General features: G+C 69.3%; 22 protein-coding genes and 1 pseudogene. 11 read left to right on the forward strand and 12 right to left on the reverse strand.

Translation table 11 applies throughout. From position 1 onward, the window contains the following. Nucleotides 1-7: 7 nt before the first annotated feature. Entirely contained in the window at nt 8-1,195 is a 1,188-nt protein-coding gene (locus BM362_RS01455; protein WP_067594849.1) for a L,D-transpeptidase, read from the reverse strand. Between the two features lie 175 nt (nt 1,196-1,370). After that, nucleotides 1,371-2,426, reverse strand: a complete 1,056-nt coding sequence (locus BM362_RS01460) for a UDP-N-acetylmuramate dehydrogenase (RefSeq protein ID WP_093571948.1) — start codon at nt 2,424-2,426, stop codon at nt 1,371-1,373. Nucleotides 2,427-3,081: 655 nt separating this feature from the next. Here BM362_RS01460 and BM362_RS01465 point away from each other — a divergent pair. From BM362_RS01465 to purU, 5 genes and pseudogenes are all read left to right on the forward strand, one after another. Further along, nucleotides 3,082-3,582, forward strand: coding sequence for a DUF2505 domain-containing protein (locus BM362_RS01465; RefSeq protein WP_067595485.1), 501 nt, complete (start codon nt 3,082-3,084; stop codon nt 3,580-3,582). After that, nucleotides 3,561-4,361, forward strand: coding sequence for an SAM-dependent methyltransferase (locus tag BM362_RS01470; RefSeq protein WP_093571949.1), 801 nt, complete (start codon nt 3,561-3,563; stop codon nt 4,359-4,361). Before BM362_RS01465 ends, BM362_RS01470 begins: the two co-directional genes overlap by 22 nt. A 69-nt stretch (nt 4,362-4,430) precedes the next feature. Next, nucleotides 4,431-5,228 (forward strand): DedA family protein, encoded by a 798-nt coding sequence (locus BM362_RS01475; protein ID WP_244287009.1) that lies wholly within the window; start codon nt 4,431-4,433, stop codon nt 5,226-5,228. Beyond that, nucleotides 5,125-5,736, forward strand: a pseudogene (locus BM362_RS01480) (maleylpyruvate isomerase family mycothiol-dependent enzyme); the annotation flags it as partial. The gene BM362_RS01475 and the pseudogene BM362_RS01480, both read left to right, overlap by 104 nt. Before the next feature lie 45 nt (nt 5,737-5,781). Then, complete coding sequence (gene purU / locus BM362_RS01485; protein ID WP_067595480.1) at nt 5,782-6,633, forward strand: formyltetrahydrofolate deformylase; 852 nt, start codon at nt 5,782-5,784, stop codon at nt 6,631-6,633. Nucleotides 6,634-6,684: 51 nt separating this feature from the next. On the opposite strand, the gene BM362_RS01490 is transcribed toward purU, so the two are convergent. Further along, nucleotides 6,685-7,734 carry an NAD(P)-dependent alcohol dehydrogenase gene (locus BM362_RS01490; protein WP_067595478.1) on the reverse strand — a complete coding sequence of 350 codons (1,050 nt, stop codon included), beginning with the start codon at nt 7,732-7,734 and terminating at the stop codon, nt 6,685-6,687. Nucleotides 7,735-7,854: 120 nt separating this feature from the next. Here BM362_RS01490 and BM362_RS01495 point away from each other — a divergent pair, with 120 nt between their 5' ends. Then, nucleotides 7,855-8,472, forward strand: a complete 618-nt coding sequence (locus BM362_RS01495) for a TetR/AcrR family transcriptional regulator (RefSeq protein ID WP_093571952.1) — start codon at nt 7,855-7,857, stop codon at nt 8,470-8,472. Here the strand turns inward: BM362_RS01495 and BM362_RS01500 are convergent. Then, nucleotides 8,453-9,397, reverse strand: coding sequence for a helix-turn-helix transcriptional regulator (locus tag BM362_RS01500; RefSeq protein ID WP_093571953.1), 945 nt, complete (start codon nt 9,395-9,397; stop codon nt 8,453-8,455). The two genes, BM362_RS01495 and BM362_RS01500, sit on opposite strands and share 20 nt — an antisense overlap. 62 nt (nt 9,398-9,459) lie before the next feature. On the opposite strand from BM362_RS01500, the gene BM362_RS01505 reads away from it, so the two are divergent. From BM362_RS01505 to BM362_RS01515, 3 genes are read left to right on the forward strand one after another with little or no spacing between them, the layout of a single operon-like run. Next, nucleotides 9,460-9,852, forward strand: coding sequence for a RidA family protein (locus tag BM362_RS01505; RefSeq protein ID WP_067595471.1), 393 nt, complete (start codon nt 9,460-9,462; stop codon nt 9,850-9,852). Next, a complete protein-coding gene (locus BM362_RS01510) occupies nt 9,849-10,253 on the forward strand; it encodes an SRPBCC domain-containing protein (protein WP_067595469.1) in 405 nt (134 codons plus the stop codon). Before BM362_RS01505 ends, BM362_RS01510 begins: the two co-directional genes overlap by 4 nt. Nucleotides 10,254-10,307: 54 nt before the next feature. Beyond that, nucleotides 10,308-10,967: a haloacid dehalogenase type II gene (locus tag BM362_RS01515; RefSeq protein ID WP_067595467.1), complete on the forward strand. Its 660-nt coding sequence runs from the start codon at nt 10,308-10,310 to the stop codon at nt 10,965-10,967. Here BM362_RS01515 and BM362_RS01520 read toward each other — a convergent pair. The 3 genes from BM362_RS01520 to BM362_RS01530 all read right to left on the reverse strand — a co-directional run bounded on the left by BM362_RS01520 (nt 10,957) and on the right by BM362_RS01530 (nt 13,532). After that, the gene (locus BM362_RS01520) at nt 10,957-11,970 is read right to left on the reverse strand and encodes an NADP-dependent oxidoreductase (protein WP_093571954.1); all 1,014 of its coding nucleotides are present in this window, start codon (nt 11,968-11,970) and stop codon (nt 10,957-10,959) included. The genes BM362_RS01515 and BM362_RS01520 overlap by 11 nt on opposite strands. A 113-nt stretch (nt 11,971-12,083) precedes the next feature. Further along, nucleotides 12,084-12,518 (reverse strand): SRPBCC family protein, encoded by a 435-nt coding sequence (locus tag BM362_RS01525; protein WP_067595465.1) that lies wholly within the window; start codon nt 12,516-12,518, stop codon nt 12,084-12,086. A gap of 96 nt (nt 12,519-12,614) precedes the next feature. After that, a complete protein-coding gene (locus BM362_RS01530; protein ID WP_093571955.1) occupies nt 12,615-13,532 on the reverse strand; it encodes an ABC transporter substrate-binding protein in 918 nt (305 codons plus the stop codon). A gap of 140 nt (nt 13,533-13,672) precedes the next feature. Between BM362_RS01530 and BM362_RS01535 the strand changes: the two genes are divergently transcribed. Next, on the forward strand, nt 13,673-14,365 hold the full coding sequence (locus BM362_RS01535) for an ABC transporter permease (RefSeq protein WP_093571956.1): 693 nt from the start codon (nt 13,673-13,675) through the stop codon (nt 14,363-14,365). After that, nucleotides 14,362-15,075 carry an ABC transporter permease gene (locus tag BM362_RS01540; protein ID WP_067595491.1) on the forward strand — a complete coding sequence of 238 codons (714 nt, stop codon included), beginning with the start codon at nt 14,362-14,364 and terminating at the stop codon, nt 15,073-15,075. The genes BM362_RS01535 and BM362_RS01540 overlap by 4 nt, the downstream gene beginning before the upstream one ends. Nucleotides 15,076-15,091: 16 nt before the next feature. On the opposite strand, the gene BM362_RS01545 is transcribed toward BM362_RS01540, so the two are convergent. The 5 genes from BM362_RS01545 to BM362_RS01565 all read right to left on the reverse strand — a co-directional run bounded on the left by BM362_RS01545 (nt 15,092) and on the right by BM362_RS01565 (nt 19,337). Continuing rightward, nucleotides 15,092-16,453, reverse strand: coding sequence for an aromatic amino acid lyase (locus BM362_RS01545; RefSeq protein WP_280142701.1), 1,362 nt, complete (start codon nt 16,451-16,453; stop codon nt 15,092-15,094). A 10-nt stretch (nt 16,454-16,463) separates the two neighbouring features. Then, nucleotides 16,464-17,009, reverse strand: a complete 546-nt coding sequence (locus BM362_RS01550) for a YbaK/EbsC family protein (protein ID WP_067595457.1) — start codon at nt 17,007-17,009, stop codon at nt 16,464-16,466. 31 nt (nt 17,010-17,040) lie between these two features. Further along, nucleotides 17,041-17,334, reverse strand: coding sequence for a DUF2516 family protein (locus BM362_RS01555; RefSeq protein ID WP_067595455.1), 294 nt, complete (start codon nt 17,332-17,334; stop codon nt 17,041-17,043). A gap of 927 nt (nt 17,335-18,261) precedes the next feature. Next, on the reverse strand, nt 18,262-18,945 hold the full coding sequence (locus BM362_RS01560) for a hypothetical protein (RefSeq protein ID WP_067595454.1): 684 nt from the start codon (nt 18,943-18,945) through the stop codon (nt 18,262-18,264). After that, a complete protein-coding gene (locus BM362_RS01565) occupies nt 18,942-19,337 on the reverse strand; it encodes a helix-turn-helix domain-containing protein (protein ID WP_037807545.1) in 396 nt (131 codons plus the stop codon). Before BM362_RS01565 ends, BM362_RS01560 begins: the two co-directional genes overlap by 4 nt. Between the last annotated feature and the right edge of the window lie 121 nt (nt 19,338-19,458).

Below are 19,458 nucleotides of genomic sequence, written 5' to 3' on the forward strand. Positions count from 1 at the left end.
CCTTGCCTCACTTCGCGGCCGAGAGCGACTTCCAGGTCGGCCAGTCGTAGAACCAGTCCTTGACGTCGGAGTTGGTCGGGCTGCCCAGCTTCGAACCGGTGACCTCGACCGGGTCGCCGATCATCGCCGTGTCGAAGTAGGCCTTGGCGTCCGCCTCAAGCAGGTTGACGCAGCCGTGCGAGTTGTTCGTCTTGCCGATCGCGGCCGCGTTGTCCTGGTTCTCGTGGATGAACTCGCCGTGGTTGGAGAACCGGCAGGCCCACTTCTTGTTGACGTTGGTGTAGCCGTAGCGGGCGTTGTCGAACACCGCGTGCGGCTCCTTGGACATGATGATGAAGGTGCCGTTCGGGGTGTTGCGGTCGACGACCGAGTCCAGCCCGTTGGAGCACGGGTAGCTCGCGCTCTCCGCACCGCCGCGGTAGACCTTCATCACATGGTCCGGGGTGTGGATCTTGACCACCTGGTTGCGGCCGATCTTGAACTTGGTGCTGACGTCCGATTTCACGTAGACGCCCCCGCCGAGGTCAACGCCGTACAGGTTGGCCTCGACCTCGACGGTCGTGTTGGCCGGCCAGTACTCCTTGGGCCGCCAGTCCACCTGGTTCGCCGACAGCCAGGCCCACGAGCCCTCGACGTCCTTGCTGGTCTTGACCTTGAGCGCCTTCTCGACGGCGACCCGGTCCTTCGGAGCGGCCCCGTTGAACTTCACGCTGATCGGCATCGCGACGCCGACCTCGGCGTCGTCGCCGGGGTTCAGCGTGGCGCGCACCGTCTTGGCCGGGCTGACCGTGGCGAACGACCCCTTCAGCTCAGCGGGGCGCTGGTCGCTGCCGGTCGCCTTGGCCGCGTAGTTGTAGGTCTTGCCGTAGCCGAGCGGTTCGGAACTGGTCCAGGACAGGCCGTCGGGCGCGATCTCGCCCTTGATCTCGTCGCCGCCCTCGTTGGTCAGCTTGACCTCGGTGAGCTTGCCTTCGGTGACCTTCACCACCACTGGCTCGCGCACGCTCGCGTCCTTGGCTCCGGCGGCCGGGGTCGCGGTGAGCTTCGCCACCGGGGCGACCGGCTTGCCGCCGTTGTCGCCGCTTCCGCCCTGCGGCACCGCGGTGCCGTCGTTGCTGCCGCCCGAGCACGCGGCGGCCAGCGCAGCCGCACTCGCCGCGGCGACGACCTTGAACACCGTACGGCGCTCGATCACGGTCTTACCTCCACTTGTCCCCCGCACCGGCTTCTCCCACGCACATCAGCGCCGGTGAGCGATTCGACGTTACCTGCGAACCGGAAATTCCTCTCCATCCCGCAAGACGTTTCACCCGGTGTCCGGTTGCTGCCGGTTTCCTGTCCGTTGGCTCACTCGGGTTACCCCGTGCGCCTCAGAGCGAACAGTTGATCAGCAGCGGTTCGGGATGGAGCCGCACACCGAACCGGGCCTCGACGCCGTCACGGACCTCGCGCGCCAGCGTCAGCAGGTCTTCGGTGCTGGCCTCGCCGCGGTTGGTGAGCGCGAGAGTGTGCTTGGCAGACAGCGAAACCCGGCCGCCCGGCCCCGGGTACCCCTTGCCGAACCCAGCCCGCTCGATCAGCCACGCGGCGGACAGCTTCACCCCGCCCTTGGCCGGGTACTGCGGGATCTTCCCCTCAGCCGACTCCGCGATCCGGCTCAGCACCGCCGCCGCTTCTTCCCCGGGGACGATCGGGTTGGTGAAGAACGAGCCCGCGCTCCAGGTGTCGTGATCCGCCGGGTCGAGCACCATGCCCTTGCCCCTGCGCAGCCCAAGCACCGCTTCCCGGACCTGCGCGGCGGGGACTTTCGCGTCGATCTCGACACCCAGCGTGCGCGCCAACTCGGCGTACCGGATAGGCGCGGACTGCCCGCTCGGGTCGATCCGGAACCGCACACTCAGCACAACGCCACGGTCTGTGCCCTTGAGCACGCTGGTGCGGTAAGCGAAGCCGAGTTCGTCAGCCTTGACCGTCCGTACCTCCTTCGCGGCCCGGTCGTACAACTCGACGGAGACGATCGACTCAGCCACCTCGCCGCCGTACGCGCCGACGTTCTGGATCGGCGTCGCCCCCACCGAGCCCGGAATCCCGGAAAGACACTCAAGCCCGCCGAGGCCGTTGTCGACCAGCGCGGAGACAAACGCGTCCCACTCCTGCCCAGCCGCGACCTCGACGATGTCGGCGTCGCGAGTCCAGCCGGTGTTGGCGATCCGCACGAGAGTGCCTGCGAAGCCTTCGTCGCCGACGACGAGATTCGATCCGCCGCCGAGCAACAGAACGGGCTCACCCGCGTCGTCGGCATCGCGCACGGCGGCGACGAGTTCCGCGGCGGTGGTCGCGATCACGAGCCGACGCACCGGTCCGCCGACGCGGAGAGTAGTGAAGTCGGCGAGGCGAGCCGGACCAGGCGTTTCAGCGATGTCCACGGATACTGACGGTACTGCCCGCCCCCGCCCCGCCCCCTCGGACCGTCCGTGAGGGCCACCCTCATTGACTCTGACTCCCGCAGGGTTCCCCTCACGACCCTCCACCGGCCCGCGAGAGGCCCCTTCACGAACGCGGGTTCCCTCAAGGAGCCCTTCACAGACCACCGCCGCCCGGATGCGCCCCGCGAACCCCCGCAACCACCAGCCCCCATCCGCGCGCACCCATCACCTGCCCGAACCGCCGCACCCCACGATCGAGGCACCCGGCCCCTCCCCCGCAGCCGATGCACCCACGGTCGAGGCACCCCGCCCCTTCCCACCCACGGTCGAGGCACCCAGCCCCTCCCCGCCACCGCTGCACCCACGGTCGAGGCACCCAGCCCCTCCCCGCAGCCGACGCACCCACCACCGAGACACCCAGCCCTCCCCGCAGCCGACGCACCCGACCATCGAGACACCCAGCCCTCCCCCGCACCCCGATCCGAAGCCCCCCTGCGGGCGGCGGGTGCTTGTCAAGGCATCTTTCCCGCCTTGACAAGCACCCGCCGCCCGTCAGCACAATCAACCTTCGGGGTGCCCCACACCAGCAACCAGGCCAATGTCGCCCCCAGGCGACGAGCCCCCACCCCCACCCCCACCCGGTACTGTCCGTTTCATGGGATCCCGGATCGAGCACCGCGGCGAATTCACCGGCTCGCTCGAAAACGTCTTCACCGCAGTAGCAGGCGAGGAAGCACTCCAAGCACGCCTGGAAGCGCTAGGCGGCGACGACGCCAAACTCCTCGCCTACACCGCCGAAGGCGACTCCGTCCGTTACGAACTCCAGCACGGCATCAAGGCGGCCAAACTCCCCCAAGCCGTCCGCGCCCTGCACAAAGGCGACATCATCGTCAACCGCACCCAGACCTGGAAGCGGTCCGGCGACGAGTACACCGGCCGGTCCGACGTCGGCGTAGGCGGCGTCCCCGGCGAGATCGGCGCTTCGACCTACCTCTCCCCCAAGGACGGCAAGGTCCTCCTCCGCACCACCGGCGAGGTCGTGGTGCGCATCCCCCTCTTCGGCGGCCGGATCGAGGAGTTCGTCTCCGAGCAGGTGGTCAACCTGCTGCGGCGCGAGGACGAGTTCACCGCGCAGTGGCTGGCCGAGCACGCCTGACCCCGGTGGGAGCCCCGACCAGGGGCACCACCAATCCCAACCGGTTGCGCCGGGTCGACCGCTGGCTCGCGAGCGACCCGGGCGTCACGCGGCTGCTGCGGCGCGGCGAGAGTCCCCTTGTCGTCGATCTCGGCTACGGAGCGTCGCCGGTCACGACCGTCGAACTGGCCCGCTGGCTGGCACGCGTGCGGCCGGACGTCCGGGTGCTCGGGCTCGAACTCGACCCGGAGCGTGTCGCCGCCGCTCTGCCCGCCGCTGATCCGCCCCGGCTCGACTTCCGGCGCGGCGGCTTCGAGCTGGCCGGGACGCGACCGGTCCTGGTGCGCGCGTTCAACGTGCTCCGCCAATACGCCGCGGCCGAGGTCCCGGGCGCGTGGCAGCTGATGCTCGACGCGATGCCGCCGGAGGGCCTGCTGGTCGAAGGCACCTGCGACGAGATCGGCAGGCTGGTCACGTGGGTCGTGGTCGGGGCAGGCGGTCCGCGCACGCTGACCCTGTCGCTTCGCCTCGCCGAACTCGACCGTCCGTCCACAGTGGCCGAACGGTTGCCGAAGATCCTCATCCACCGCAACGTTCCCGGCGAACGCGTGCACGCCTTGATGTCTACTTTGGACGAATGCTGGGCGGCCGCCGCGCCGCACCGGTCCTTCGGCGTGCGCGCCCGCTGGACGACCACCGTCGCCATGCTCGCCGACCGCGGCTGGCCGGTTATCGGCAATCCGGACCGGCGCAGGCTCGGCGAGCTGACCGTGGCCTGGGAGAGCGTCGCGCCGCGCTGAACCCACCTGTTCACCACCCGCACCCCGCTGGGTCATCCCTTGGTGACCTTCAGTGCTGACGATGAGCGGGTGGAACTGCTGGAACACGTCACCGAGCTGATCCGGGGCACGCTCGGCTCGCCCTGGCTGTGGGTGCTCGTGTTCGCGATCGCCGGACTGGACGCGCTGCTCCCGTTCATGCCGAGCGAAACGACCGTGGTGACCGTCGCCGTTCTGATCGGACCGGACCCGGGCAGGCTCGCGCTGCTGGTCGTCGTGTCCGCCGCCGGGGCGTGGGCGGGCGACTGTCTCGGCTACGCCGTCGGCCGCGCCGCCGGGCCGCGTGCCGTCGCCTGGCTGCAGCGCGGGCCTTCCGGACGGCAACGCTACGAATGGGCCCGCGACCAGGTGCGCAGACAAGCGCCGCTGCTGATCGTCGCCGCGCGCTACCTGCCCGGCGGACGCGTCGCGAGCGCGCTGGCCAACGGAAGCCTCGGCTATCCGCTGCGCCGGTTCGTGCCGCTCGACGCCGCGGGCGCGACGCTGTGGTCGGTGTACAGCGCGCTGGTCGGGCTCGCCGGCGGGGCCGCGTTCGCCGACCGTCCGGTGTACGGCCTGCTGCTGTCGTTCCTGCTCGGGCTGCTGCTGGTCGTGCTCATCGAATTCGGCCGGCGAGCGCGGGTGCGCAGGCTACGGTCAGTGCATGGACGCGCCACGGCTGCTGGAAGCGATCGACATCCACGCCGACCGGATCAAGGCCGCGACGCTCGCCGCGGGTCCGGCCGCGCCGGTCCTGAACTGTCCGGAGTGGACAGTGCGGGACCTGGTGACGCACCTGACGACGGTGCTCTCGTACGCGGTCGCTGCGTTCACCGACCGGAATGCTGAGTCACCGCGCGCAAGCACCTGGGAAGACACGCTCGGCCGCTGGGACGGCGAACGGATGGCCGTCCGCGAAGCCCTGCGCCGTCCGGCGGAAACCCCGCTGCGCTCGCCTTTCCCGCACGGTGGTCCGATCACCGTCGGCGATTGGACGCGCCGGCTCGCGCACGAGTTCGCCATCCACCGGCTCGATGCGGAAAGCGCCCTGCCGTCGCCGCCGGTCACCCGGTACCGCACGGAATTCGCCGAGGACGGCATCGACGAGTTCCTCGCCTTCCTGAGCCCGCGCCGCGGCCGGCCAAGCTGCCGCGACGGGATCGTCCAGGTCAGCACCGACACCCGGACCTGGACCGTTCTGCTGCACGCCGGCCAGCCGCCCGCGCTGGGCGAAGGCGTCCCGGATCTCACGCTCACCGGACCGGCCGACGACGTCTACCGCGCGCTGTGGGGCCGGCCGAACCACGCCGAGAACGTCGGCGACGCCACCCTTCTGGAGCCCCTCGCCGCACCCTGACCAGCAGGCGACGAGAATGGGTGGGTGTCAGATCCCCAGCGTTACGTGCTCACGTTCGGCTGCCCCGACCGCACCGGCATCATCGCCCGCATCTCGGGCTTCCTCGCCGACCACGGCGGAATGATCGTCGAGGCGGCGTATCACACCGATCCCGACTCGGGCTGGTTCTTCACCCGCCAGGTCGTCCGCGCCGATTCGCTGCCGTTCGACGCCCAGGGGTTGCGCGAGCGGTTCAGCGAGGTCGCGAACGAACTGTCCGCCGAGTCGAGCTGGCAGGTGCGCGACACCGGCGAGCGCCCGCGCGCCGTGGTGCTGGTGTCGAAGGCCGGGCACTGCCTCTACGACCTGCTCGGCCGGGTCGCCTCCGGTGAGCTGGACGTGGACATCGCCGCGGTGATCGGCAACCACGATTCGCTCGCGGACATCACGCGCGCGCACGGGATCCCCTTCCACCACGTGCCGTTCCCGGCAGGCGACCCGGACGGCAAGGCGGCCGCGTTCGCCAAGGTCCGCGAACTGGTCGACGCACACGACCCGCACGCGATCGTGCTGGCGCGGTTCATGCAGGTCCTGCCCGCGGAACTGTGCGCGGCGTGGACCGGACGCGCGCTGAACATCCACCACAGCTTCCTGCCGTCGTTCATCGGCGCGAAGCCGTATCACCAGGCGCACACGCGCGGAGTGAAGCTCGTCGGCGCGACCTGCCACTACGTCACCGCGGATCTGGACGCCGGGCCGATCATCGAACAGGACGTCATCCGCGTCGACCACGGCGATTCGGTGCAGGACCTGGTGCGCAAGGGCCGGGACATCGAAAAGGTGACGCTCGCGCGCGGCCTGCGCTGGCACCTCGAAGGGCGAGTTCTGGTGCACGGTAATCGGACCATGGTGATGTGACACTCGTGAGTGTTTGCCGCGGTCAGAACCGCGACAAACACTCACGAGCCGCTACGCGCCGATCGTCGCGGCGTCGATCACGAAGCGGTACCGTACGTCGCTGTTCTCGACCCGCGCGTACGCCTCGTTCACCTGGTCCGCGCTGATCGTCTCGATCTCCGCGCCGACGCCGTGCTCGGCACAGAAGTCCAGCATCTCCTGGGTTTCCGCGATGCCGCCGATCATCGAACCGGCCAGCACGCGGTTGCCACCGATCAGGGAGAAGACGTTGTACTCCAACGGTTCCCCCGGGGCGCCGACGTTCACCATCGCGCCGCCGACGCGCAGCAGGCTGAGGTAGGCGTCGACCGGCAGCTTCGCCGACACGGTGTTGAGGATGACGTCGAACCGGCCGGTGAGCGTCTCGAAGGTCGACTCGTCGCCGGTCGCGTAGTAGTCCTTCGCGCCGAGCCGAAGCCCGTCTTCCTGCTTCTTCAGGCTCTGGCTGAGCACGGTGACGTCCGCGCCCATCGCGACGGCCAGCTTGACCGCCATGTGCCCGAGCCCGCCGAGCCCGACGACGGCGACCTTCTTGCCCGGTCCCGCACCCCATCGGCGCAGCGGCGAGTACGTGGTGATGCCCGCACACAGCAGCGGCGCGGCCACGTCGAGGGAAATGCCTTCCGGGATCCGGCAGACGAACGCGTCCTTCACCACGATCTGGCGGCTGTATCCGCCGTAGGTGTTCTCGCCGTCGAAGCCGACCCCGTTGTACGTCTGCACGTTGCCCTTGACGCAGAACTGCTCGGATCCGGCGCGGCAGTACTCGCATTCGCCGCACGAATCGACCATGCAGCCGACCCCGACCCGGTCGCCGACCTGGTACTTCGTGACGTCCGAGCCGACCGCGGCGACCACGCCGGCGATCTCGTGGCCCGGCACCATCGGGAAGATCGCGGTCCCCCAGTCCTGGTTGACCTGGTGCAGGTCGCTGTGGCAGATGCCGGCGTAGGCGATGTCGATGAGCACGTCGCCGGGCCGCAGGTCGCGGCGCTCGATCGTCGTCGGCGCGAGCGGTCCGCCCGGCGCCGGGGCGGCGATGGCGGAGGTGGTCGTGGTCATGAAGCCCTCCTGGGTGTCCCGTCCGGCCGGGACAAAGTCGATGTAAGAACCCTCTTACATAGACTAGCGTGGACCTCGGCTTATTCCTCGACGCGACCACGATCGGGTGTGACACACGGCATGGCGGCGCAGTACCACCACCGCAATCTGCGCGCCGAACTCGTGCGCGTGGCTTTCGACCTCATCGCGGAAAACGGGATCACCGGGTTCTCGGTCGCCGAAGCCGCGCGCCGGGCGAAAGTCTCCGCCGCCGCGCCATACCGGCATTTCCCGGACCGCGCCGCGTTGCTGGCCGCAGTCGGCACGGTCGCGGCGCGCCGGCTTCGCGAACTCGCCGACGAAGCAGCCGCCGCCGAGACCGACGACGGTGCCGCGCTGGCCGCCGTCGCCGCCGCGCACACCAAGTTCCTCATCGACACCCGGATCGGGCTGCACGTCTTCTTCGCCGCCGAGCTGACTGGCGCGCAATACGCCGAACTGCACGAGGCCCGCCGTGAACTGATCGACGCGTCGCTGCTGCGCTGCCTCGCGATCGCGCCGGATCCGGCTATCGCGCTGGAACTGATGGAGCAGCTCCACACCCAGGCCTACGGCTACGGCGATTTCTACCTCAACGGCGTCCACCAATGGCTTGGCTATCCGACGGAGCAGGTCGTCGCCAAGTCCCGGCGGGCGGCGCGGATCGTGATCGAGGCTTATCGCGCGGAGACTCCGGCGATCAGTCCGGCGGAGTGGTGACGTAGCGGTCAGCCAGCCAAGCGCCGAAGGCGTGCAAACGATCGGTGAGCGCGGGCGGTTCCAGCACGTCGAAATCCACGTCCAGGTAAGCCAGCCAGCGCGCGGCCCAGTCGAGATCGTCGGTGCCGAACCGGAGTTCGCACTCGTCGCCGTCCTCGACCACGGTGGCGACGCCCGGGTCGACAAGTTCCCGCACCAGATCTGCGGACGTGCGCATCTGGACCCGGACGCGATGCCGCCAGCCCGCGTTCGTGATCAGATCGGCCACAGTGGACGGTGGTTCCGGCGCGGGCAGCTTGATCCCGAGCGGCTGGACCGCCTCGATTCTTTCTACCGCAAAGGTTTTCCATTCGCTGGTCCCGCGCGGGCAAGCGACGAGATACCACTGCCGCCGGACCGTGATGAGCCGATAAGGCTGCACATCAACGGGTTTCGCGGACGGAGCGGCCACGGCTCGATGCCGGATCCGGACCGCTTCGCCAGCCCGGCAAGCCAACGCGAGCGGCACCAGAATGTCCCGTGCCGCCTGCCGGAAAGGCTTGCCCGGTAACGATTCCACCTCCGCGAGCGCGGCTAGCCGGGTCTGCCAGCGCGTCGGCACCACCTGGGTCAGCTTGGCCAGCGCGGTCACTGTGGCGGTTTCCAGCCCGTCGACCGTCACTGCCGTTTGCAGGCCGAGCGAGACCGCGGCGACCTCGTCGGCGTCCAGCAGCAGCGGCGGCATCGCAGTGCCGTGCGCCAGCCGATAGCCGCCGGCCCGGCCCGGTTCACCGTCGATGCGATAGCCGAGTTCGCGCAGCTGAGCGATGTCGCGCCGCGTCGTGCGCTCGGTGACGCCGAGCCGGGCCGCGAGGTCGGTGGCGGAGATGCCAGGGCGCGCCTGCAGCAACGCCAGTGTCTCCAGGCGACGGCTCGTCGTGGTCATGGTCCCGATTCTCGCGCAAAACTAGGACAGTATCCGACCGGGTATCTGGTCATACTCGTTTTATGACTCAGCTGCTCCGCCCCGAAGGGCTCGTCCAGTCCCCCGCCTTCGCCCAGGTCGCCGTGGTCCCGCCGGGCGCGACGACGATCTACGTCGGCGGCCAGAACGCGGTCGACGCGAACGGCGCGCTCGTCGGCGGAACCGACGTCGCCGCGCAGGTCGAGCGGGTGATGGCCAACCTGGAAACGGCACTGGCCGCCGGGGGCGCGACCGTCCAGGATGTGGTGATGCTGAACATCCTGCTGGTCGCGGACGTCGATCTCGCCGGGGCTTATCCGGCCGCCGCCGCGGCGCTGGCGGGCGCGACGCCGCCGGTCACCGTCCAGCGCGTGGCCGGGCTGGCGGTACCGGGCGCGCTCGTCGAGGTCAGCGCGATCGCGGCGGTGGCCCGGTGAGCGTCGGGCAGACCAAGGACGCGGGCTGGCAGATCGGCGTCTCGAAGACGATCGGCCGCTCCGCCGAGGATGTCTGGGACTTCATCACGTCCGCGGAAGGCGTGGCGATCTGGCTCGGCGAGGGCGTCACGGTCCAGCCCGAACCCGGCGTCGGCTACGAGACCGCCGACGGAATCCGCGGCGAGACGCGCAGCTTCCGCGAAATGGACCGGATCCGGCTCACCTGGCAACCGGCCGGCTGGTCGCACGCGACGACCCTGCAACTGGCCGTGCGCGCCAGCGGCCCGGAAAAAGCAATGCTGCGCATTCACCAGGAACGGCTGGCCGATGCCGCCGAACGGGAGCGGCAGCGCCGCCATTGGCAGGGAGTTCTCGCCGAACTGATCACCGCGCTTGCCTAGCCCGCGACTGACAGAGGACCCTGGAACGCAAGCGGTTCACCGGCAGGAGGCGCGATGCTCTGCGTGTTCGACGTCAACGAGACACTGCTCGATCTGACGGTGCTCGACCCGCTGTTCACCCAGCTCACCGGTGATCCGGAAGCGCGCCAGGAATGGTTCACGCTCGCGATCCACACCGTGCTCACGGTGACCGCGGCCGGCCAGTACCGCGATTTCGCGCAGATCGCCGGGGAAGCCGCTGCCGCCGTGTGCGCGCGGCACGGCCATGAACTGACCGACGCCGAACTGGTGAAGGTCGGCGACGGTCTGCGCACTTTGCCCGCGCACGCCGACGTCGTGCCCGGCCTGGACCGCTTGCGCCAAGCCGGGCACCAGGTCGTCGCCCTCACGAATTCGCCGCTCGCGACCGCCGAGGCGCAGTTGCAGAACGCTGGCCTGGCCACGAAATTCGAGCGGATCTTCTCCGCGCAGCAGGTCAGCAGGCTCAAGCCCGCACCGGAGCCGTACCTCCAGGTGCTGCGTGCCTTCGGCGTCGAACCCGGCCAAGCGGTGATGATCGCCGCGCACGGCTGGGACATCGCCGGGGCGCAAGCAGCAGGACTCCGGACCGCGCTGCTCGCGCGTCCCGGAGTCCACCCGCTGCCCGGCCTGCCGGCCGCGACCTACACCGCGGCGACGATGCCCGAACTGGCGGACGCGATCGTCAGGAGCTGAGGCGCACCAGCATCTTTCCGGTGTTGGCCCCGCTGAGCAGGCCGAGGAAGGCGTCCGGCGCGTTGCGGATACCGTCCACAAAGGTCTCCGAGTACTTGATCTCCCCGGACGCGACGAGCGGCGCGACCTCGGCCACGAACTCCTGCATCAGGTGCCAGTGATCCAGCACGAGCAGGCCGCGCATGGTGATCCGCTTCGCGATGAGCTGCACCAGGTTGCGCGGAGCCGGGGTCGGCTCGGTCGCGTTGTACTGCGAGATCATGCCGCAGATGGCGATCCGGCCGTGCAGGTTCATCGACGCGATCGCGGCTTCCAGATGCTCGCCGCCGACGTTGTCGAAGTAGACGTCGATGCCCTCGGGCGCGGCCGCGGCGAGCTGCTCGGCGACCGGTCCGTCCTTGTAGTTGAAGGCGGCGTCGAAGCCGAGTTCTTCGGTGAGATAGCGGACCTTCTCCGCCGAACCCGCGCTGCCGATCACGCGCTTGGCGCCCTTGAGCCGCGCCAGCTGACCGACGAGCGAGCCGACCGCACCGGCCGCGCCGGAGACGAAAACCGTGTCGCCCGGCTTGAATTCCGCGCTCACCAGCAGCCCGGCGTACGCGGTGAGGCCCGGCATTCCGAGCACGCCGAGGTAGGTCGAGAGCGGCGCGACGGAATCGTCCACTTTGACCGCTCGCTTGGCGTCGAGTACCGCGTGCGTGCGCCAGCCGGCCTGGTGCAGTACGTGCTCGCCGACCGCGAAGTCGTCCACAGTGGACTCGATGACCTCGCCGACCGCGCCGCCCTGCATGGCCTCGCCGACCGCGAACGGCGGCGAGTAGGACTTCACGTCGTTCATCCGGCCGCGCATCGCCGGATCGACGCTCATCACCACGTTGCGCACCAGGATCTGCCCGGGACCCGGCTTCGGCACCTCGGTCTCGACGATGTCGAAAGTGTCCATGGTCGGGACGCCGTGCGGACGGGCCGCGAGCCGGATCTCAGTCGCTGTGGGTGCGTTCACCGTCGAACTCCGTTTCGTTCAAGCTGGATTGAAGCGGGGCGCGCGCCCCGGCTATCCGGCCAACGGAGAAACCGGGGCGCGCATTCCGATTGTCCCCGGGGTTGTGGCAAGCGCTACACGATCTCCGCGAGCTTGCCGAGCACGCCGTCGTAGATCTTCTTCAACCCGCCCGGCGCGAAGGTCTTCTCGAAGAAGCCGCCGATGCCGCCCGCGCCGTCCCAGCTGGTCTGGATGCGGACGAGCGAACGCTCTCCGGAGGAGGTGACGGTCCAGGTGGTGACCATGCTGGAGTTCGCGTCGGTCTCGACGAAGGTACCCGGCGACGGCTCGGTCACCGTGGCCGCGACATCGCGCACGCGCTTGGACGTGGCCTGCAGCTTCCAGCTGGCCTTCGTGCCGGCGCCGACGCCGCCTTCGCTGACCTCGTAGTCGCGGTAGTGCTCGGTGAGCAGCTTCGGCCGAGTCTCGGCGTAGTCCGCGACCAGCTCACGCACGCGTTCCACCGGCGCGTCGATCGTGCGCTCCGCGGTGGCCGTGACCTTGCCCATGTCGTTTCCTCCTCAGGGTTCCGCCACCGCAACCCTTGCACATGGGTGTCGTGAGTGGCGATCCCGGTGAGAACCGGGATCGCCACTCACGACCGCTCAACTCAGCCCCTGCTGCTTCAGCCAGTCCTTGGCCACGTCCGCCGCGGGTTCGCCGTCCGCGTCGACCCGCTTGTTCAGCTCGCGCATGCCGTCCGTGGTGAGCTTCGCGCTGACGGCGTTGACGGCAGTCGCGAAGTCCGCACCGCGCTCGTCGAGCACCTTCTTGTTCACCGCGGGCACCACGTTCTCGGTGGGCACGATGGTGAGGTCGTCCTTGAGCGCGACGTACTGCGAGTCGCCGACCAGCGGGCTGACCGAGTCGACCGGGATCACCGTGACCGCGCCGGAGTTGAGCTGCTGCACGCGCGGCCCGGCCTCCTGCACGGTCTGGAAGGTGGCGTTCGTCAGCTTGTAGACGTCCTTGAAGCCCTGGAAGCACGGCAGCCGCTTCTCGCACTCCGGCGGACCGGCCATGACGACCTTGTCGAGCTTCTTCAGGTCGCTGATCGACGCGATGCCCTTCGACTTCGCGAGGTCGGCCTTCACGATGTAGGTGTTCTTGTCCTCGGCCGCGGCGTAGTTCAGCAGCCCGACGCCCTCTGGAGCGAAAAACTTCGCCAGCTGTTCGTGCTCGGCCTTGGCGTCCTTGGTGGCCTCCTTGCCGAAGCCGGTCGTGATCGCCGCGCCCTGGTACTCCGGCAGGAACTGCAGCTCGCCGGATTTGAGCGACGGGTAGACCAGCTCCCGCGAGCCGAGGTTCAGCTTCCGGGTGACCGGATAGCCCTTCGCCTCCAGCGCGCTCGCGTAGATCTCGGCCAGGATCTGGCTGTCGGTGAAGTTGAACGAGGCGACGACGATCGGAGCGCCGCCCTTGCTCGGCGCGGCCGGCTGGTCGCTTCCCCCACCGCACGCGGTCAAGCCGAGCGCGGCCGTCGCCAGCAGCGCGGCCGCTCGGATGTTCCGGGTCCAGCGCACGTGTCCCCACACTCCTCAGTTCACTCGTTAGTGGGAATGGACCCTAACCGCGACCCCCGACAGAAACCACTGGTGAGGAATCCTGCCCGGGGAATCTCACGAGCCGGAATATTGTCGCTCGATCGGGGTAAGGTCGCGCCGTGCACGCGTCCGTGACCCCGCTGCTGGCCGACAGCAGCCGTCCCCTCTTCGAATGGCGGTGGGTCGAACGCAACGCCGACGCGATTCTGCAGCGGCTCGGCGAGCACATCGCCCTCACCGCGACCGCGCTCGGCGTCGGCCTCGTGCTCTCGCTCGCGCTGGCCACGCTGTGCCTGCGCTACCGCTGGTTCTATCCGTTCGTGGTCGGCACGGCGGGCGCGCTCTACGTGATCCCGAGCCTCGGCGCGTTCGCGCTGCTGGTCCCGCTGCTCGGGTTCTCCTTCGCCACCTCGGTCATCCCGCTGGCGACGTACACGCTGCTGATCCTGATCCGCAACATCGTGACCGGCGTGCAGCAGGTACCGACCGAAGTGCGCGAAGCGGCGATCGGGATGGGCTTCACGCCGCGGCGGTTGTTGTGGCAGGTGGAGCTGCCGCTCGCGCTGCCGGTGGTGATCGCCGGGCTGCGGGTGGCCGCGGTGACGACGATCGGCCTGGTCACCGTCACGTCGCTGCTCGGCATGGGCGGGCTCGGCTACTTCATCCGGGCCGGCATCCAGACGACGATCCCGAATCCGAGCCCGATCATCGTCGGCGTCGTGCTGTCGATCGCGCTGGCCGTACTCGTCGATTTGCTGCTGTGGCTGAGCGAACGCGCGCTGGCCCCGTGGGCGCGGAGGGCCGTTCGATGAGCTTTTTCGAGCAGCTGAGCCACTGGCTCGCCGACCCGAACCGCTGGAGCTGGACCGATCCGGCCGGGATTCCGTTCCGGACTGTGCAGCATCTGTGGTTTTCCGCGCTGGCACTGGCGATCTCGATCATCCTGACGGTGCCGCTCGCGCTGTGGCTCGGGCACTACCGGCGCGGCCAGTTCCTGGCGAGCAGCGCGGTGAACATCGGCCGCGCGATCCCGAGTTTCGGGCTGATCATCCTGTTCTGGTTCCTGGCCAGCAGGTGGGGCGCGAACACGGACTTCTGGCCGCTGCTGCTCGCGCTCGTCGCGCTGGCGCTGCCGCCGCTGTTCACCAACACCTACGCGGGCGTGGTGCAGGTGGAACAGGACGTCGTCGACGCGGCGCGCGGCACCGGGTACCGCGAATGGCAGATCATGCTGCGTGTGGAACTGCCGCTGTCGTCGCCGGTGATCGTGGCCGCCGCGCGAGTGGCGTTCCTGCAACTGATCGCGACGGTCGCGATCGGCGCGATCGTCAACGACGGCGGCGGTCTGGGCCGCTACATCGTGGACGGTTTCGCCCTCGGCGAGCAGGGCCACGGCGAAATCTTCGGCGGCGGGGTGGCGGTGGTGGTGCTGGCGCTGGTGTGCGAGGGGGTGTTCGCGCTGCTGACCAAACTGGCCACGCCTCGCGGGTTGGCGCTCCAGCAGGCCCGTCGGGACTCGTGAGTGTTTATGCCGGTTCTCACCGGGATAAACACTCACGACACACCGCGGCCAGCCGATCAACCTCCGCCCCCAGCGACCGATCAACCACCACCGGCTCGACCCTCGCCGCGAGCCAGGCGTAGGTGTCGCCCAGCCTCGGTGCCCCCGGGGTTTCGAGCAGATACCGCGCCTGCCGCCCGGCGATCAGCTCGCACGCGGTGATGGCGAAGAAGCGTTCGATAACTGTCTCCAGCTCGGCTCCGGCCTTGCTGGCAAACGCTTGCACATCCTCCTGACCAGCGGAAGTGTCCAACGACCCCAGCGTCGCCGGTGCGGCCAGCCCTCGCATCGCGTGCAGCTCGCCGGCCGCGCGTTTGTGCAACGGCGCAAGCCCGGCCTGCGGCCCCGGATCCACCGCAAGCTGCGGCGGCAAACCGCTGAACTGCGGATCGAGGAGGCGGTGCAAGCGCTGTACCGAGATTTCCGCCGCGTGGACGAGGGCTGCCTTGACCGCGTCCATCCTCAGCCCGAGCGCTGTGGCGTGATAGCCGGTTGTCGGGACGAACTCGCCGTTGACAAAGGCCGGTGAGTCCGCTGGAGTTTCCCAGGACTCCTGCAAGGCTTCCCGTAGTTCCCCGTCAGTCCGGCTGACGTATTCGAGCACCTTCGGGCCGACTCGCACCGAGATCGGAGCCTGCACGACTCCCTTTTTCGCGGCGGCCCCCTCGATGAGGTTCTCGATGCTGGTGCCGCGGTAGATCGCTTGCGGCGCACCAAGAACGTCCACGGTGATCGCCGCGCAGACCGTCTGCCAATCGACCAGCCGACGCAGCCTCTTGCCGCAAACCCACGCGTACGCCTCGGCCAGCGGCGAACCTTGAATCAGGCTCGCCCCTTCCTTCGGCCCCAGCACGAACGGCCGTACCCCGCGCCGTTCCAGCGCTTCCGCCGCCGGAACTTCGGCGCCGTCCTCGATGACCGTGCCGAGCCCGATGAAGGTCTGGAACGCGTGCGCCAGCGGGATGATCTCGCCCGCGCTGCCGAGACTGTCGCGCGGGACGGCGGGGAGGAACCCGTCGTTGAGCCGGTCCACGAGGAAGGTGACCAGCTCGGGACTGACCGCCGCGTCGCCGCGAAGAAACCCGCGCAGCCGCATGCGCAGCAACGCCCGGGTCAGCTCCGGCGACAACCACGGCTTCCCGCCGACCGCGCGGCCGACCAGCAGATTGCGCTGATGGCCGGCCTGCTGCTCGGCGGTGAGCCGGGTTCCGGCGAGCCGTCCCATGCCGGTGTTGACGCCGTAGACCGGGCTGTCCTTGTCCAGCGCGGCCAGCATCGCCTCGCGCTGCCGCTTGAGCGCTTCGAGCGCGGCCGGGCTGATCTCGACTGGTTCGTCCACTATGGACAGTTCAGCGCGCGAGCCCGTCGATGACCTCGGCGTTCGGCAGCCCCGCGAGCGCCGTACCGGAGATCAGGAGCTTGCTGCCGCGGATCCCGCTGCCGATCACCAGCTCCGGCGCGTCCGCGACGGCTTGGTCGAGGAGGATCGGCCAGTCCGCGGGCAGCCCGACGGGCGTGATGCCGCCGTACTCCATGCCGGTGAGGGAAACGGCCTCGTCCATCGGCGCGAACGACGCCTTGCGCACGTCGAGGCGGCGCTTGATGACGCCGTTGACGTCGGCGCGGGTCGTCGCGAGCACGAGCGCCGCGGCGAACCGGACCTCGCCAGCCCGCTTGCCAGCGACAACGACGCAGTTCGCGGAGGCTGTCAACGGCGAGCCGTACGCCTCGCAGAACGCGGCGGTGTCGGCGAGTTCCGGATCGATCTCGGTGACGCCGAGTTCGTCCGGCGCGGGCATCGCGGCAAGCGCCTTGGCGACGGGTTCGGCAAGCAGGTCGGTACGGGTCGGCGCGGGAACGACGGTGAGGCTTCCGGCGATAGTCCAGGTGGTCACGGGCCCGAATGTAATCCGCCCGCCGCTCCGGTCACCAGTTGCGGTGGCCTCGCTGAACCTCGATGAGCTTCGGCCGCACGTCGACGATGTAGACGAGCGCCGCCGCCATCGCGGGCACCCAGAAGATGAACCCGGGCCCCTGGATCTGGAAAAGCACCAGGGCAAGCGTGGCCCCGCCGGTGATCAGCATCCAGATCGGCTTGGTCTTGCGATCGGCCGCCGAGTACGCGTCAGCTCGCTGGAGCAGCGCGTGAACGAAGGCGAAGAGCCCGACCAAGGCGCTGCCCCAGTGGATGACCCTGAGGATCCATTCGGCAACCAGCACGCCGCCAGCTTACGGCAAACCGCCCACGCCGCCCGCTCCCCCAAAACCCGGCGCCGCGACGTGACTGCTGGTCAGACTCGGACGGCCGGGTTCGGCCCGCGGTTAGCCGCAGCGAGCAAGTCTGGGGTGACAACGGTCACTCCGGGCGGATGTCCCTGCTTGGGTCGAACCCAGTCCGCCGCCGCGAACCTAGGTCGAACCCAGTCCGCCGCCGCGAACCTAGGTCGAACCCAGCTCGCCGCCACGAGCCTAGGTCGGACCCAGCTCGCCGCCACGAGCCTAGGTCGGACCTAACGACGCTCGCCCGAGTTGGGTCCGACCCAACACCGGCCTCACCGAAACACTTCGCCGCAGCACACGGCGGCCGGACCAATCCACCCAACGCGGCCGCCGAAACACCCCGCACAGGAGAACGGCGGCACCGTCCCCCGATTCACCGGCGCGGCTGCAACCTCACCAACGCCCCCGCCACCGCAACCCCGCCACAGGGGTGCCCCGGCACGTCCCCCGATTCAGCAGCAATCTCACCAACACCCCGCCACTACATCTCCACACCACCCCGGCACGTCGTCCGATTCAGCAGCAACCTCACCAACACCCCGCCACCCCATCCCACAGCACCCACATCCCGCAGCACCCCGGCACGTCGCCCGATTCAGCGACACGGGGCACAGTCCGCCATGCAGCGGCACGGCACCTCTCGCACGCGGAGCGTGCACCGTCCCCAACACCGCGACACCGCAACGGCACAGTGCCCCGAACATCCCCAACGCAGCGCACGGCGGCCGGACCAACCCTCGGCCCGGCCGCCGTGCGACCCCTCGATCTTCAATTCTCGCCCTCGGCGACCCGGCGCAAACCGTCCCGCCCCAACGGTTCGGGCACCGAAGCGCCCGAACCGCCGTCAGTGCGGCAGCGACTTTTCCGTCACTTCTCCGTCTTCGGCGCGGCCGGCTTCTTCGCGTTCGCCGTCGTGGCGGTGGTCGTGCGGCGGGCCGGGGCAGCGGTCTTCGGCGCGGTGCGGTTCGCGGCCTTGCGGGCCGCCGAACGGGTCTCGTGCGCGACGTTCTCGCCGATTTCCTCGACCGCGTCCGCGGTCTCGCCGGCCACCTCGGTCACCTTGCGGGCGGCCTTCTCGCCAGCGGAACGGGTGCGCTTGGTGACCTTCGCCAGCACGCCGTCGACGCGCTCGCGGGTCTCCTCGGTCAGGCCGTCGACGCGCTCCTGCGCGGCGGTCAGCGCGTCGTCCAGCTGCTCAAGAGCCTTCTTGACCTGCGGCTGCGCGGCGATCTTGTCCCACGCCTGCTCACCGGACTCGGCCAGCTTGTTGTACAGCTTCAGCGCGGCCTCGGTGTACTCGTCGATGGCCTTGCGCAGTTCGGCCGGGTCGAGCTTCTCGCGGAGGCTCTCGACATCGGTCGGCAGCTCCTCGAAGCCCTTGCGGGCGGCCTCGGTGTTCTTGGTGACGTTGGCGCGGGCCTTGGAAACCGCGTCGGTCACGGCCTGGCTGGCCAGGTTGCCGGCGCCGAGCGCGGCGAGCAGCGGGGTGCGGACCTGGTCGAGCGCGGTGTTGACGGCCTTGCGGACGTCCTCGGTCTTGGGCGTAGTCATGCCGACTCCTCAGTGGTCTCTTGGGTGGTCTTCGGTGCGGTGTTCGCGGCGGCGTTTTCGCGCCGGAAGGACTCGTAGACGTCGAGCAGGACCTGCTTCTGCCGTTCGGTCAGCTCGGCGTCGGCGCGGATCGCGTCGCCGACCGGGCCGCCGGTCGGCAGGTCGAGGATTCCGGCCTGCACGTACAACGCTTCGGCCGAGATCCGCAGCCCTTTGGCGATCTGCTGCAGGATCTCCGCGCTGGGTTTGCGGACCCCGCGCTCGATCTGGCTCAGGTACGGATTGGACACTCCGGCGAGTTTCGACAGCTGGCGCAGCGAAATCTTCGCGGAACTGCGCTGCTGGCGGATGTACTCGCCGATGTCGGAGGCAATGTCCGCGACCTTGTCCATGGGGCGCTGTGCTCCGCCGGGTTCTGTCATCCGGTCACCTCCTCGCGACCTACTCGACAGTACGCTCGCGTGCTAGCTATTGCAAGCACCCTGCTTGCAACCATCGGGTGTGGTTCCGCTC

It is taken from the genome of Amycolatopsis rubida, from assembly GCF_900115345.1.
GTDB lineage: Bacteria > Actinomycetota > Actinomycetes > Mycobacteriales > Pseudonocardiaceae > Amycolatopsis > Amycolatopsis rubida.